Below are 15,270 nucleotides of genomic sequence, written 5' to 3' on the forward strand. Positions count from 1 at the left end.
ATCTGGCCGTCGCGAAACTAACTGGCAGGCACTTTAGGGCTCAAGACCCCGGGCGCAACGCGACAACGAATTCCGACGTGACTTCGAGCGCCCTATCCTCCCGCACCGCTATTCCGTCAGGCGGAACATGAGCGGCAAGCAGCGCATCACGAGCCCGGATCAAGTCGGCGATCTCGTTTTCGTAAGCCACAAAGATAGCGGTAAGCCAGCGATTGACCAGATAGGACGGCGACGGCATCTGCATATCGAAGCGAGTGATGAGGTCTATCGTCCTGTCCGCATCGGCCCAGTCATCGCCCACTACCCACTGATTGACCGTGAAAAGCCGCAGCAAGCGGCCGTTCGCGTCGACGCCAATGGCAACGAGATGGTGGATGGTGCCTTCAGGGCCATCGGGGCGCAGGAAGCAATGAAAATGGCCATGTTCGGCTGAGCCTTCGCTGGCCGGATGGCAGTGGTAGAACCACTGCGCATTGCTGGCCGGGTCGAAGACATCGCCGGCCGGGTAGTGCTCCCAGGCCTCGATATCGGAAACACCGCGAAACGTGTCGCTGAGGACGTTGAGACCACCCTTGGCGAGCACGGTCTCGCAAAAGGCGATTTCGTTGAGAGCGTGCTCGCGGGCTGTGGTCATCAGACGCCGTCCACCACCAGATCAGGCGCTTCTTGCCCGGCAGGTTTGGAAAGCGGTGGCGCCGGCGGCGCAGCCTTTGCGGGAGCAGCTTCCGCCGGACGCTGTGCCGGCGGTGGTGGTGGCGGTGCCTTTTGTGCCGGCGGCTTGGCAGGCGGCGGTGGCGGAGCCGCCTTGGCCGGCGCACCGGCGGCGCAGGGCGCAACAGGCGCTCCGGCGGCACAGGGAGCAACGACACCGGCAGCGCAAGGTGCAGCGCCGGCGGCGCAGGGTGCCGAGCCAGACGCAGCAGCAGTCTGAGCCGTCGGGCGCGGCGGCACAGGATTGGTCACATGGTCATAGGCGATAGCGGCAGTGGTGACCGCGAGTGCGGCGCCGAAAAGAAGAGTGTTGCGAGCGCTCATTTCTTGGCGAACCCATCAAGACCGAAGAAGGGACGCAGCCAGACGCCCACGAAAGAGCCGACAAAGGCGGCGGCGAACCAGAGCCAGCCATGGAGGCTCCCGGTGGCAATGCCAGAGAACAGCGCCCCGATATTGCAGCCGAAAGACAGGCGCGCGCCATAACCCATGAGCAGGCCGCCGACGACGGCCGCCAGCAGCGAGCCGAGCGGCAGCGCGGCCTTGGGCGCGAACTTGCCCGCAATTGCTGCGGCCAAAGCCGCGCCGAGCACGAGACCGAAATCCATCACCGAGACCGTATCGGCCAGCACGCTGGAATTCAGCGCCTGAGCCTGGGCCGGCCAGGTCCAGAACTCCCAGCTCGCCACCGGAATGCCGACCGCCGAAGCGATCTTGGCGCCCCAGAGACCAAAGCCATAGGTGATCGACCAGGGATGGCCCGCGAGCAGCAGCGTCGCGATGTTGAGAAGGGCAAGCACCAGCCCTGCCCCAACCAGCGGCCAGGGACCATAGAGAATCCAGGTCCAGCCCTGCCGCGCCGGAGCCGGTTCAGGTTCGATAGTGCCGTGCACGCGCTTTTCGATCACCGCCGTGATCAGCGCCACGATAGCGAGACCAGCAATGGTTGCCGCGATAGCAAAGCCGACGCCAAGTTCAGCGCCGAGGCTGATGGCCGGCAAAGCGGGCTGCAACAGCCAGAACGGCAGATGCGCCGTGCCGATAACAGCGCCGATGATGAAAAACACCAGCGTGACGAGCATGCGCGCGGAACCACCGCCGACGGTAAACAGCGTACCCGAACCACAGCCACCGCCCAATTGCATGCCGAGACCAAAGATGGCCGCACCCAGCAGAACCGAAACCCCGACTGGCGCCATGGCGCCGACCATGGCCTGACCGCCAATGTTGCCGGCGGCCACCAGCGGGATCATGGCGAGCGCCGCAACGCCGATCGTCAGCATCTGCGCCCGCATGCCGCGGCCGCGCTTTTCGACCACCATGCGCTTCCAGCCGCCCGTAAAGCCGAACGAGCCGTGGTAAAGCGCCACGCCCAGACCACCGCCGATTAGAAACAGCGTGCCCTGGCGCAAGTCGACCTGCCAGGTGATGAAAGCAAAGCCGGCCAGCAGCATGACGGCAGCAACGAAAAGCGGCGCCCTATCCGCCACGGCGGGCGGCAGGAATTTTGGCGCGGGTGCGGAAATATCGCTCATGATTCTCAAAATGCAGATGTTCTAAAAGGTTTGGATGCTGCAGCCTCGCGGCGCAACATCCAATCCAGATCAGTGATGAAGAGGCGCGATCTTACTGGATCGGGCGGGCCGGATCGGCAGCCCATTCAGCCATCGAGCCGTCATACATGGCTGTGTTCTTGTTGCCGCCGACTTCGTGCAGGGCGAACCAGGCGATCGAAGCCCAGTGGCCGGTATTGCAGAAGACGATGTTCTTTTCGCCTTCGGCCAGACCCGCCCCCTGCGCCAGCGCGGCAACGGTTTCGGGCAGCGCGAAGCTGGCATATTCGGCGCTGTAGAACTTCGAGTGCGGAATGTTCACGGCGCCAGGGATGGTGCCTTCAATGCGAACGACGGGGCTCTTGGACTGGCCGAGGAACTGCTCTTCCGGACGGCCGTCGACGAGCTTGGTGCCGGCGGCGAGTGCCGCTTCGACGTCGGGCGTCGTGGCGCGCAGTTCGGGGCGGACATTGACCGGGAACTCGGCCGCAGCCGGAACGGCCGCTTCGGCAACGCGCTCACCGCCAACGGCGTCATACTGGCGCCAGCCGCCATCGAGGATCGAAACGGCATCGTGGCCGAGATACTTGAAGGTCCAGTAGACGCGGGTCGCGCCACCGAATTCAGAGGAATCCGTGCCCCACGGCACGATGACGACATGGTCGTCAGCATCGACGCCAAGGCTGCTGATCAGTGCTGCGATCTGCTCGGTCGGCGGGATCTGGCCCGGCACGCCATCGACCTCGGTACGCCAGCCGGCGCTGGCATAGGGAGCCACGGCGGCATTGGCGATAAAGGGCAGATCGCCGAGTTCGGTCTCGTCGACCTTGTCGCGGATATCGATGACGGCGATGTTCTCGTCACCGGCATGCGCCTTGAGCCATTCGGCCGTCACGAGCGGCGTAACATCTGCCGCAAAGGCAAAAACGGGAGCCGCAACGACAAAAGCAGCGGCGGCGGCAAACGATGCGAGACGCATGGCAATCCTCCAATGAAATATGGAGAGAAATCTATACGGGATAGGTAGAGAAATCGAAGCGCAGCGGCCCAAATTGACAAAGGGTGGGGAAAAAGAACGATCACAGGCCGGCTAGCAAGAGAACAATATTCCCACGCATCCGATCGCCCATACCCTCGCTGCCGCAGCAAATGGGAACAGAAGGCGCTAGCCTGCCAGTCAGCAAGCCTTAAGGGTGAGGGCAAACGTGGACTGGTTCTCAGAGAAATTTATGGAAGATTGCGTTGCTGAAGCACCGGAGCGTTTTCTGGGGCGCCCTCTCACTCTTCGAAAGCAGCAACCGAGAATAGCAGGGTTCATTCCTGACTTGATATTCGAAGATCATCTCGGCCGCACCGTTATCGTTGAAGTTCAACAGCATGCGATGGATCGAAACCATCTATACAAATGCTTGGAGTATCGGGACTCTCTGACCACCAACGGCCAAACAGCATCTGTCGTTCTCGTGTGCGAAAAAATGCCCGAGAGATATGAACAGATAGCAAAAACGCACGGCGTAGAAGTTATCGCAGTGTCTCGGGAAAACATTGTTCAGACAGCAGTTTTGGGCTGCCCGCGTTCATTATCAAAACACCTTCTGAAGAAGGAGGACTACGCTACGTTCGTAGCCGAAAAAGAAGCGGTTCGGCCCTATGCATGGGGACAATACGACAATCTCACAGACGTCTATCTCTACACCATCAGTGAGTTATCGCGTTGCGGGCTGCTGCAGAAATACCGAAGTAACCACCAAATGCATGAGATACTGTCGACCGTTGAAGGCCTCTTTTCGCAAGCTCCGCTCGAACTAGCCAATCCAATCGGCTGGAACATCGACAATTTACTCAAGAAGCCAGACGGTTGGATTCCGCCTCACCAAGAGGGTATTCAGCGAATACGGCGTCCACAGGCAGTTTTTGACGTATTCGTCACGGGCAAGGACAACCTCAGCGTTCGCTGGCAGCCCGTTTCTCCCCGTCCATTTGACCAAGTGGCTTTTGACTGGGTTAGGTGGCCATCAGACCAGGGGTATGCGTACGAGCGACCCGAAAACGAGCTGGTATTCATACACGACATCTATCGGATAGAGGTCGACCCAGATCGCCTGCTGCATAGAGATGACGGAGACGAGACAGCAGCGGTCGGTTCGATGATGCTAGGCCTAATTTTCTCGATGCTACAACAGCTCCGAGTAACCCTATCACCAATGGTAGACTGTGAATTCAGAACAGAGTTCCGCCTAAAGCTCGGGGAGAGGCTGTCGGCTGACCTATGGGATACCCGCCGCCAGATAACGGGATGGCGCATCGTAAGCGCGGAAACGTTGCGCATGGAGGAAGCACAGGAACGCCTTGCCGACTTTGAGTCAAACAATAAGGGCTTCGCGATTAGCGCAATGCTTTCCGCACTAGAAAGCATTCTAGGCAAGAGAGACAGGAGGCTCTCGTTGGCTTCCGCGATTGCCAAGGAAATGCGATCGAGGGGTATCAAAGTGAAGGCGCCAACTATTGGCGCCTTACTGAGTGATTTGACCAAAGCCCGAGATGTCAGACTGACTCCCTACTTGAAGCGGATGGAAGCGCCATAGGCGCTCCCAATCTTATCGCGTCAGCGGCTTGTAGGTCGCGCGCTTCGGATTGACGGCATCGGCGCCGAGACGACGGACCTTGTCGGCCTCGTAATCCTGGAAGTTGCCTTCGAACCATTCGACATGGCTGTCGCCTTCGAAGGCGAGCATGTGGGTCGCCAGACGATCGAGGAACATACGATCGTGGCTGATGATCACGGCGCAGCCGGCGAATTCCTCCAGCGCTTCTTCGAGCGCCGCGAGGGTTTCGGTGTCGAGGTCGTTGGTCGGTTCGTCGAGGAGCAGCACGTTGGCGCCGCTCTTCAGCATCTTGGCGAGGTGCACGCGATTGCGCTGGCCGCCCGAGAGATTGCCGACCTTCTGCTGCTGATCGCCACCCTTGAAGTTGAAGGTGGAGGTATAGGCGCGCGAGTTCATTTCGCGCTTGCCCAGAAGCAGGACTTCGTCGCCGCCGGAAATTTCTTCCCACACGGTCTTGTTCGGGTTGAGGGCATCGCGGCTCTGGTCGACATAACCGAGGTGCACGCTTTCAGCGACGGTGATCGAGCCACCATCGGGCTGTTCCTGACCTGTCAGCATCTTGAAGAGCGTGGTCTTGCCCGCGCCGTTCGGGCCGATAATGCCCACAATGCCGCCCGGGGGCAGCTTGAACGAAAGGTTGTCGATCAGGAGGCGATCGCCGAACGATTTTGAGAGGCCTTCAACGTCAATGACGTTGTGGCCGAGGCGTTCGCCGGGCGGAATGATGATCTGCGCGGTGTGCGACTGGGTACGGGCGTCGTTGATCTTGACCAGTTCGTCATAGGCCTTGAGACGAGCTTTGGACTTGGACTGGCGCGCCTGCGGGCTCTGGCCCATCCATTCGCGTTCGCGTTCCAGCACCTTGGCGCGCGCTGCGTCTTCGCTCTTTTCCTGCGCAAAGCGCTTGGCCTTGGCATCGAGGTAAGCGGAATAATTGCCTTCATAGGGCACGCCGCGGCCACGATCGAGCTCGAGAATCCAGCCCGTGACATTGTCGAGGAAGTAGCGGTCGTGGGTGATGATCAGCACCGCGCCTTCGAATTCGCGCAGGTGCCGTTCGAGCCAAGCCGTGGTTTCGGCGTCGAGATGGTTGGTCGGTTCGTCGAGAAGCAGCAGGTCGGGTTTGGAGAGCAGCAGCGCGCAAAGCGCGACGCGACGCTTTTCACCGCCCGAAAGATTGTTGACGTCGGCATCGCCCGGAGGGCAGCCGAGCGCTTCCATTGCGACTTCCACCTGCGATTCCAGATCCCACAGGTTCTGGCTGTCGATGATGTCCTGGAGCTTGGACGCCTCGTCGGCGGTCTCGTCGGAATATTCCATCATCAACTCGTTGTAACGGTCGACGATGTCCTTCTTTTCCTTGACGCCGGTCATGACGTTGCCGAGCACGTTCAGCGCCGGATCGAGCTGTGGCTCCTGGGCAAGGTAGCCGACCTTGGCGCCATCGGCAGCCCAGGCTTCGCCGGTGAATTCGGTATCGATGCCGGCCATGATTTTCAGCAGCGTCGACTTGCCCGAGCCGTTCGGGCCTAGAATGCCGATCTTGGCATCGGGGTAGAAGGAGAGATGGATATTATCCAGCACCTTCTTGCCGCCAGCATAGGCCTTCGACATTCCGTGCATGTGATAAATAAACTGGCGCGCCATGGGCGAAGACCTCTTCAAGGGGTTTTCGGGAGTTGGCGCCTATGTAGGCCATGCAAGAGGTTCGGGCAACGGGGGCAAAGCCGTCGCCCAGAGGAACTATGCCGCAGCTACTTCCACAGGGACCGATTTGAACGCGGGCGTCTTGCTTCGCGGATCGACTTCGGTGCCGATCAGCACATTGGCCTCCGGGTAATAGGCGAGCACGGAGCCGGGCGGGAGATCGAAGCTGGTCGCGATCCCCTCCATTTCACCCACGGAAGAACGCACGCGTACTTTTTGCCCTTCGGCCAGCCCGCGCTCAGCCATATCTGCCATGCTCAGAAAGACCGAATAGCGCCCCGCCTTGCCGCGGTAGCTGTCCGTCTCTTCGTAGATGATGGAGTTGAATTGCCCCTCGCTGCGCACCGAGGCGAGCATCAGCTTGCCTTTTTCGAGCTTGGGAATTGGCGTGACGACGAAATGCGCCTTGCCGTCCAGCGTGCCGAATTCGGGCACATGCAGCACGCGATTGCGGATATGGAATTCGCGCTTGGCGACGTCGATATCTGCCAGTTCCTCCATCCCCGGCACAATGGCGGCAATGGCGTCGCGCAGTTTTGCGTGGCCGGAAAAGGCGTCGAAATCGATCGGAGAATCCGGCAGGACACGCTTGCCGATCTGGCCGAGGATCCAGCTTTCGGGTCGCACGGTGCTGATGCGGTCGATGCCGCCATCGGAAAGCCGCACGAAGTTGAACATCGACTCCTGGGTCGTCGGCTCCCATTCTTCGTCACGCGCCGTGACGGGGAGAATGAGCACTTCGCCATCGCCGAGGCCATGCACATGGCCCTGGTTGAGCGTCGTGGTCAGGAAGAGCTTGAAGCCGATGGCGCCCATGGCGCGGCTGGAAAAGGCTGTGTCCGGCGTCGCGGCCCACAGATTGCCGCCCATGATGACGGCGGCGTCGACTTCTCCGGCCTCGGCCCGCTTGAGGCAGGCCATGGTGTCGAGGCCTTTTTCTTCGGGGAAGCTGACGCCAAATACGTCTTCCATGCGCTTGAGCACATCGCGCGCTAGCACGGGCTTGACCCCGATGGTGCCGATGCCCTGCACGTTGGAATGGCCACGCAGCGGTAGGAGGCCGGAGAACCGCTTGCCAATCATGCCACGCAGCAGCGCCAGGTTGGCTATAGCCTCCACATTGGTCGTGCCATGGACATGGTGCGTCATGCCCATGCCCCAGGCAAAGACCGCATGCTGCGAGCGACCATAGGCGGCAGCAACGCGCGAAATCTCCTCGCGCGACAGGCCGCAGGCCTCGGTGACTTCATCCCAGCCAAGCGTATCAATGTCGTTACGGAAGGCATCGAAGTCGGCGCCATAGGCAGCGATGAAGGCGCGGTCTTCGGTCCCCTGCTCCAGTACGGCCTTGGCGAGGCCCTTGAACAGCGCAATATCCGAGCCGATCCGCGGCTGCAGGTAGTCCGAGGCGATATCGCTGCCGCCCTTGAGCATTGAGAGCGGCGATTTCGGCACGGCGAATTTGACCAGCCCCGGCTCCTTCGCCGGATTGATGACGATCACCTGCCCGCCCCGCTCGCGACAGTTCTTCAGCATATGGATGAAGCGCGGGTGGTTGGATGATGGGTTGGCGCCGATGACGAAGATCAGGTCGGCTCCGGTCAGGTCTTCGAGTTCAACAGTAGCCGTGCCCTTGCCGATCGTGGTGGCCAAGCCCTCGCTCGTCGCCTGGTGGCAATAGTAGGAGCAGTTGTTGACGTTGTTGGTGCCATAGGCCCGCGCCAGGAGCTGGAACAGAAACCCTGCCTCATTGGACGAGCGCCCAGAGGAATAAAAGAACGTCCGCTTGGGATCGGTTTCGGCCAAACGGTGCGCTGCATGATCGAGTGCAGCATCCCAATCAAGCGGCTCGAAGCGATCCGAACCGGCGCGACGGAAAAGCGGCGTGCCAAGGCGGCCAAGCCGCTCCATTTCTCGCCCCGAGAGTTCGGAAAGTTCGGCAATGGTGTGCTCGAAAATCGGCTCGGGAATCGGCGGCTGGATATCGGTCGATTGCGCCTGCACCGACTTGTTGCAGACCGAGGGGAACTCATCGAGTTCATTGGTCATGCCGCCATGCTGCCCACCCATGCCATAGGCACAGGCCTTGCAGGTATTTTTCGCCGTCAGCGCCTTGGCGGCCTTGCCCACGCCCATCTTGCCGATGGTGGACAGGGTATAGAGAACTTTCTTGGGGCCGCCGCCCACGACGTTACTGGTATCGGCCAAGGCCAAACTCCGACTTGCTGCGCCGCCATTGTCGGCTCATGACGCGGCGCAGGCAAGCCTAGAAGGCGGTCAGTAGATCGCCTTCACATACATCTCCTGCGGCACCGGCCCGCGGTGGTAATCGGGGTGACGGATGCGCTCGGGCAGAACAATGTCCGGCTTGGGCACTTCGTCATAGGGAATGGCTTCCAGGAGATGCGCGATGCAATTGAGGCGCGCGCGCTTCTTGTCATCGGCCTGCACCACCCACCAGGGCGAATCCGTGGTGTGGGTCCGCGCCAGCATGTCTTCCTTGGCCTTGGTGTAGTCTTCCCAATGGCGACGGGATTCCATGTCCATGGGAGAGAGCTTCCACTGCTTCAGCGGGTCCTGAATGCGCATGCGGAAGCGGAATTCCTGCTCTTCATTGGTGATGGAAAACCAGAATTTGATGAGGATGATGCCCGAGCGGATCAGCATCTTTTCGAACTCGGGAACGGTACGGAAGAACTCTTCCAGCTCGTCCGGCGAGCAGAACCCCATGACGCGCTCGACGCCAGCGCGGTTGTACCAGGAGCGGTCGAACAGCACCATCTCGCCGGCTGCCGGCAGGTGCGGGACATAACGCTGGAAGTACCACTGGGTCTTTTCGCGGTCAGACGGCGCGGGCAGCGCAACGACGCGGCAGACGCGCGGATTAAGCCGCTGGGTAATGCGCTTGATCGCCCCGCCCTTGCCGGCGGAATCACGGCCTTCAAAAATGACCGCAACCTTCAGTTTGTTATGAACAATCCAGTCCTGTAGCCGCACCAGCTCGTGCTGTAGACGGAACAGCTCGCGGAAGTAGACATTGCGGTCGATCGACTTGCGCCCTGCCCGCTCGCCCTCTTCAGCCAGCGCCTCGAGCTGATCGTCCTCGAACTGCAGCTCGAGCTCTTCGTCAAAACTGTCGGTAATCTCTTCGCGAATGCGGTTCAGTTCCGCCTCGAATTGTTCGAAGCGCGCGTTTTGGTCGAAGTCGTTCACTTGAGAGCCCTCCGGATGCGGCACCATTGGCCACACCAGGATTGCACTTTTGTGACAGTCCTAGTTGGCCATTGTTGAACGATGCGCCCAGCCGGTCATGCGCTTTTCGACCCAGGCCATCAGGGCATACATGGCGATGCCTTCAACGGCGAGCATCAGCAGCCCGGCAAAGACCAGCGGCACGTTAAAATTGGATTGGGCCGAGGCCATCATGTTGCCGAGGCCGGAATTGGAAGCCACCGTTTCGCTGACCACGGAGCCGACAAAGGCCAGCGTGATCGCCACTTTCAGCGAGCCGAAGAAATAGGGCATCGAGCGCGGAATGCCGACCTTGAGCATGATGTCCATCTTCTTGGCCCCAAGGGCGCGGAGCACGTCCTCGGTTTCGGGTTCGATGGTTGCAAGGCCTGTCGCGACGTTCACGACGATGGGGAAGAAGGAAATCAGGAATGCCGTCAGCACGGCGGGCACGGTGCCGATGCCGAACCAGATGACGAGGATCGGCACCAGCGCCACCTTCGGGATGGCATTGAAGCCGACCATGATCGGATAGAGACCGGCATAGATGGTCCTGGACCAGCCGATGAAGAGACCGATACCAAGACCTGCCACCACGGCAATCATGAAGCCGAGCACGGTGGTGTAGAGCGTCTGGAGCGAGTTCTTCCAGATGGGCGACCAGTATTGAATGATCGCCTCAAACACCCGCGTCGGCGTCGGCAAAATCGTATGTGGTAGACCGGAAATACGGACGCCCACTTCCCAGATGGCAAAGAGGCCGATGGTGTAAAGAAACGGCGCCAGCCGCACCCAATCGACCTTGAAAGCCGGCTTTGGCGGCACGGCAACCGGCGTTGGCGTATCGAGCGTCGTCATGCTGCAGCCCTCGCGGTGGCGATTTCCCCGTGCAGCTTCTGCACCATTTCGTTGAAGGCCGGCTCGTAGAGCAGTTCGAGTTGCCGCGGCCGTTCGAACGGCACCACGCGCTCGGAAATCACCCTGCCCGGCCGCGCCGACATCACCACGACCTTATCGGCGAGAAATACGCTTTCGCGCAGATCGTGGGTGACGAGAACGATAGTGACATCCTGGCTCGCATGCAGGTCGCGGATGACGCACCAGAGTTCTTCGCGGGTAAAGGCGTCGAGCGCACCAAAAGGCTCGTCGAGCATCAGCAATTCGGGTTCATGGATCAGCGCGCGACAAAGATTGGCGCGCTGCTGCATGCCGCCGGAAAGCTGCCACGGAAACTTTTCGCCAAAGCCTTTCAGTCCAACTGTCTCCAGCAGCTTCTCGGCCTTGGCCACATATTCAACCTTGTGGCTGCGCAGGCGATGCCGGTGCCGTTCTACGATTTCGAGAGGCAGGAGAATGTTTTCGAGCGTTGTCCGCCAGGGCAGCATGGTCGGGTTTTGAAAGGCCATGCCAACGATGGAAACGGGCTTGGTGACCTGTTGATTGGCGACGATGACAGCGCCTGTCTGCGGAATATGCAGTCCCGTCGTCAGCTTCATCAGCGTGGACTTGCCGCAACCCGAAGGACCAACCACGGCGACGAATTCACCGCGATTGATTTTCAGATTGAGCCCGCTCACGGCCAGTGTGCCGCTCGGCCCGCCATAGCGCATGTCGACATTTTCAATGGAGACCAGCGGCAAAGCCATGTCGCACCCCTGAAAGTGGGAGGGTCCGCCCCGAGCCATCCCCGTTCCCTCGAAAGAACGGCCCGGAGCGGAAGTACCCGGGCGTCCCTTCCGCCCGGGAATTCAGCCAATCTCCCAAGGAGATTGGCGATTGTGCACTAGGGCAGCATGCGCTCTGCCGCCGGGGCCAGGTACTGCGCGTCGAAGACATCGGAAGCCGTAACGTTACCCTTGAGGCCCATCGAGATCTTCAGCGTTTCGATGGAGGCAGCCAGACGCGCCTCATCGATGCCGCCAAAGCCGTTCTCGATCACGTATGGGGTCTTGATGTTCATCTCATTTGCCATGGTCAGGCGCTCGGTCTCGGTGTCGATATTGAGCGTCTCATTGCGAGCGAGAACGGCGGCAGCGCCTGCGGCCGGATCGCTGACGGCATCAGCAAAGCCCTTGGCCAGGGCGCGCAGGAAACCCTTCACCGCCTCGGGGTTTTCATCGGCAAAAGCCTCGTTGACCATGATGGCATTGCCATAAAGGTTCAGACCGTGATCAGCGAAGAGAATGGTGGCGATGTCGTCGTCCGGCACGCCATTGGCCTTGAGATTGAGGATCACCGAAAAGGCAAAGCCGAAGACACCATCGACATCGCCGGAAGCCAGCATGGGCTCGCGCACCGGGAAACCGATGGATTCAAGCGTGATTGCCGAGGTGTCGATCCCGGAGACTTCCACGAAAGCCGGCCACTGGGCGAAGGCGCCATCCGGTGGCGGCGCGCCGAGCTTCTTGCCTTCAAGCGATTTCGGATCGTCGGTGATCCCCAGAGACTTGCGGCCGATGACCGAGAACACCGGCTTGTCATAGACCATCATGATGGCCTTGACCGGCTGGGTATTGTCTTCGTCGAGGAATTTGATCAGCGAATTGATGTCGCCAAAACCAAACTGGTAGGTGCCGGTCGCAACGCGCGGGATCGCCTCCACCGAGCCATTGCCGGTGTCGATCGTGACGTTGAGCCCCTCTTCGGCGAAATAGCCCTTGTCCTGAGCGAGCAGGAAACCGGCCGCAGGACCTTCGAAGCGCCAGTCGAGGGTGAGCTTGATATCTGTCTGCGCCATGGCCGGTGCGGCAAGGGCCAACGAACCCAGCAGGATGGCGGCAGTGAAATGCCTGCGATTGAGCATGAATGACGTCCCCAAATGAAATTGCGACATCAAGACAAGCTCAGCATTTTCGGGGGCGCAAGCAAAAACTGATTACAAAGAGGTCATTTTTGCATGCCGCCTAAATTATAGGCGACATGCTGAGATATTGGGTTCAAGACTTGCTCAATCCGGAAGCAAGCCGGGCTTTCGGCCCTCAGTAGACAAAGACCGTCAGCTGATTGCCGCGCTGCTGTACGGCGAATACGCGGTTCGAATTGTAGGAAGACCGTTCGACCGAAGCGCTCAGCAGGCGGTCATTGTTGATCGCCGAACGCAGCGAATTGCCGAGGCCGGAATTGGTCAGCGCAGCGGCGAGCCAAGTTTGCATCTCCGGGCACATATCGACACGACGGATTTCGACATTGCTGGCGCGCTGCCACGAACCGCCAATCTGCGTGCCCTGGATCAGTCGCTCCACCTCACGCGGGCTGGTGCCGGCACAGACTGGCACACTGCCGCCATTGGACGCCGACAAGCTCGGAGCAATACCGCCGTTTCCGACGCCTCCTCCGCCATTTCCGGGATTGCCGCCATTGCCGGGCGCTCCGCCGCCACCGATGTTCACACCGATATTAGCGAGGCTACCGCCGCCGACGGTCGCGCCAACGCCGACGGTGCCGTTAAGCAGGCCGACATTTGCACCAAGCAGGTTTCCACCGCCCACAGTTGCGCCAGCTGTGGCGCCGCCGCCCAGCAGATTCGCATTGGCGTTCAAGGCGCTGCCACCGCCACTGCCGACGGTTGCATTGGCAATGCTCGAACTGCCGCCGACTTGCGCATCGAGCAACTGCCCCTCGCCACCGAGACCGACATTGACCAGACCCGAGTTCGAGGCATCTCCCGAACCCAACGTGACCAGAGCCTCTTCGCCACTTCCGCCAATGATACCAAGCAAGTTCTGCGCCTGAGCGGGCGCCGAAACACTCGCGATAAAGACCAGAGGCAGAAACGAAAGAACTGTTCTTTTCATAACTCATCTCCATCTTCGCGACCAATTGCCGCACAGAAGTGACGAGCGAAGACCAATTTGAGTTGCAGCTCCCAATGATATCCAGCTCAACTGGTAAACAATGGATCAATACATAAATATAGACAAAAATTAACCGCCATATACGACAACAAAAAAGGCGCGGAACCGAAGTTCCGCGCCCCATCGGGGCTACAGCAAAGGAGCGTCAGCCTTCCTGCCACCGCCGACTTATCGGGCTGATCCCCGCTTGGGACCGCCGCGTGGCTCGCCACAGCAGAACTGTGGTTCGCTGGCACAACGACCCATTTCCACATCAGTTCCCCGCGAGCTGTTCACATCGGCAGCCGCACTAAAATTGCGTAGAGATCGCCAGGGTGAAGCGGTCGACGTCATAATTGTCGCCACCCTCTTCCACCCATTTTCGCAAAGCCGCCAGCGACAGGCTCGCCTGATCTGCAATGGCATAGTCGAGGCGCAGGCTGGCCGTCTGAACGCGCCGGGTCTGGCTCGCATCGAAAATCCCCAGCTCCTCGCTGCGACTGACCGCCGCCGACAGCGAAAGGGCATCCGTCATGCGATACCGCGCCGAAAGCTCCACCTCGCTGACGCTGCTGGCAACCGGATCGAGCGGATCGTCCAGATCCACGCTCTTTTCGGCCCGAAGGGCGAGAGTCCACCGATCACCCAAGGCGAGTTCCGACTGCATCGCCAGATAAGGCAAAACCTCGCGCAGGCCCGGATCGATCAGCGGCCATACCATTGTCGCCCCAGCCAGAAACTCGACGAAAAGATTGCCCGCCCTGGCGCGCACGCCGCTCGCGACAGTTCCGGCAGTGCCCGGCAGGCGACCATAGTCGAGTTGGTCGTGTTCCGGAACGTCGGAGAAATCGCCCTTGAGCCGACCGAGCACAGCCATGGTGCCGGTCACAGCCTTCTCCCAGTTCACCCCTACGGCGACAACACCCACTTCGGGATCGAGCCGAACAGGCGGCAGCGTGATGGGCAGACCGGAAATGATGGCATCCTCTGGATAGCGCCAGCTTCCGTTCACCGTCACGTTGACTTGCTGGTCGGTTCCGATGACTGCCAGTTCCAGCATGGTTTCGTGCGTTACTTTCCCGTTCGCCACGCCGATCATCGCATCATCGAGCGGCAAACCTTCCCCGATCCAGTCGCGCGTCAGGGCGTAACCGGCGCGCAGCACCATGCCCTTGTCCAGCTCCAATGCGGCCTCAACGCCGGCCGCCGCCGACATGTCGTCTTCCACGGAGATGGTGGCAAAGCGCGTCTGCTCGAACAGCAGAGTGCCGCGCAGCGTCAGAGCACCCATGGCATGCGACAGCGAGAGCTCATGCTTGTGTTCGACAAACAGGTCGGACGGCCCATCGACAGTCTCAGTGGCATTGCTGGTCCGGCCCGTCTCGACAGTGCTCTTGAGTGCAAAAGCATCCTCCCCGAAGACCGCGGAAACACTGACCACCCATATCGCAATGCAAGAAAAGCGTCGCATCTCAACCTCCGGTGGAGCTACCAGACGAGAATGCTCATGGTTCAGTAACCAATATTTCACGTAGAGGGTCAGTACATTTACCTGTCCCACAGCGTTGAGATTAAGCGTTAATTCCGGAACTTGATCGTGTAAGTATTCTATTAACTATGATCTTCAGC

At 60.2% G+C, this 15,270-nt stretch carries 13 protein-coding genes; 1 reads left to right on the forward strand and 12 read right to left on the reverse strand.

Annotation, left to right across the window (positions count from 1 at the left end):
* Positions 1-40: 40 nt before the first annotated feature.
* From ACSQ2A_RS11535 to ACSQ2A_RS11550, 4 genes are all read right to left on the reverse strand, one after another.
* On the reverse strand, positions 41-634 hold the full coding sequence (locus ACSQ2A_RS11535; protein ID WP_436072359.1) for a DUF6969 family protein: 594 nt from the start codon (positions 632-634) through the stop codon (positions 41-43).
* Positions 634-1,035 (reverse strand): hypothetical protein, encoded by a 402-nt coding sequence (locus tag ACSQ2A_RS11540; protein WP_436072360.1) that lies wholly within the window; start codon positions 1,033-1,035, stop codon positions 634-636. Before ACSQ2A_RS11540 ends, ACSQ2A_RS11535 begins: the two co-directional genes overlap by 1 nt.
* On the reverse strand, positions 1,032-2,246 hold the full coding sequence (locus ACSQ2A_RS11545) for a YeeE/YedE family protein (protein WP_436072361.1): 1,215 nt from the start codon (positions 2,244-2,246) through the stop codon (positions 1,032-1,034). The genes ACSQ2A_RS11540 and ACSQ2A_RS11545 overlap by 4 nt, the downstream gene beginning before the upstream one ends.
* A 91-nt stretch (positions 2,247-2,337) precedes the next feature.
* The gene (locus ACSQ2A_RS11550) at positions 2,338-3,243 is read right to left on the reverse strand and encodes a sulfurtransferase (protein ID WP_436072362.1); all 906 of its coding nucleotides are present in this window, start codon (positions 3,241-3,243) and stop codon (positions 2,338-2,340) included.
* A gap of 250 nt (positions 3,244-3,493) precedes the next feature.
* On the opposite strand from ACSQ2A_RS11550, the gene ACSQ2A_RS11555 reads away from it, so the two are divergent.
* Complete coding sequence (locus ACSQ2A_RS11555; protein WP_436072363.1) at positions 3,494-4,849, forward strand: hypothetical protein; 1,356 nt, start codon at positions 3,494-3,496, stop codon at positions 4,847-4,849.
* A 12-nt stretch (positions 4,850-4,861) separates the two neighbouring features.
* Here ACSQ2A_RS11555 and ettA read toward each other — a convergent pair whose 3' ends face one another.
* The 8 genes from ettA to ACSQ2A_RS11595 form a co-directional block, all read right to left on the reverse strand.
* Positions 4,862-6,517 (reverse strand): energy-dependent translational throttle protein EttA, encoded by a 1,656-nt coding sequence (gene ettA / locus ACSQ2A_RS11560; RefSeq protein ID WP_295411458.1) that lies wholly within the window; start codon positions 6,515-6,517, stop codon positions 4,862-4,864.
* A gap of 96 nt (positions 6,518-6,613) precedes the next feature.
* The gene (locus tag ACSQ2A_RS11565; RefSeq protein ID WP_436072364.1) at positions 6,614-8,785 is read right to left on the reverse strand and encodes an FdhF/YdeP family oxidoreductase; all 2,172 of its coding nucleotides are present in this window, start codon (positions 8,783-8,785) and stop codon (positions 6,614-6,616) included.
* Between the two features lie 69 nt (positions 8,786-8,854).
* Positions 8,855-9,790, reverse strand: a complete 936-nt coding sequence (gene ppk2 / locus ACSQ2A_RS11570; RefSeq protein ID WP_295411456.1) for a polyphosphate kinase 2 — start codon at positions 9,788-9,790, stop codon at positions 8,855-8,857.
* Between the two features lie 60 nt (positions 9,791-9,850).
* Positions 9,851-10,666, reverse strand: coding sequence for an ABC transporter permease (locus ACSQ2A_RS11575; protein ID WP_436072365.1), 816 nt, complete (start codon positions 10,664-10,666; stop codon positions 9,851-9,853).
* Complete coding sequence (locus tag ACSQ2A_RS11580; RefSeq protein ID WP_436072366.1) at positions 10,663-11,454, reverse strand: ABC transporter ATP-binding protein; 792 nt, start codon at positions 11,452-11,454, stop codon at positions 10,663-10,665. The genes ACSQ2A_RS11575 and ACSQ2A_RS11580 overlap by 4 nt, the downstream gene beginning before the upstream one ends.
* A 137-nt stretch (positions 11,455-11,591) precedes the next feature.
* Positions 11,592-12,611 carry an ABC transporter substrate-binding protein gene (locus tag ACSQ2A_RS11585; protein ID WP_436072367.1) on the reverse strand — a complete coding sequence of 340 codons (1,020 nt, stop codon included), beginning with the start codon at positions 12,609-12,611 and terminating at the stop codon, positions 11,592-11,594.
* 175 nt (positions 12,612-12,786) lie between these two features.
* On the reverse strand, positions 12,787-13,602 hold the full coding sequence (locus ACSQ2A_RS11590) for a hypothetical protein (RefSeq protein ID WP_436072368.1): 816 nt from the start codon (positions 13,600-13,602) through the stop codon (positions 12,787-12,789).
* A 349-nt stretch (positions 13,603-13,951) separates the two neighbouring features.
* The gene (locus tag ACSQ2A_RS11595) at positions 13,952-15,112 is read right to left on the reverse strand and encodes a hypothetical protein (RefSeq protein ID WP_436072369.1); all 1,161 of its coding nucleotides are present in this window, start codon (positions 15,110-15,112) and stop codon (positions 13,952-13,954) included.
* Positions 15,113-15,270 lie beyond the last annotated feature (158 nt).

Source organism: Devosia sp. LjRoot3, assembly GCF_964252865.1.
Lineage (GTDB): Bacteria > Pseudomonadota > Alphaproteobacteria > Rhizobiales > Devosiaceae > Devosia.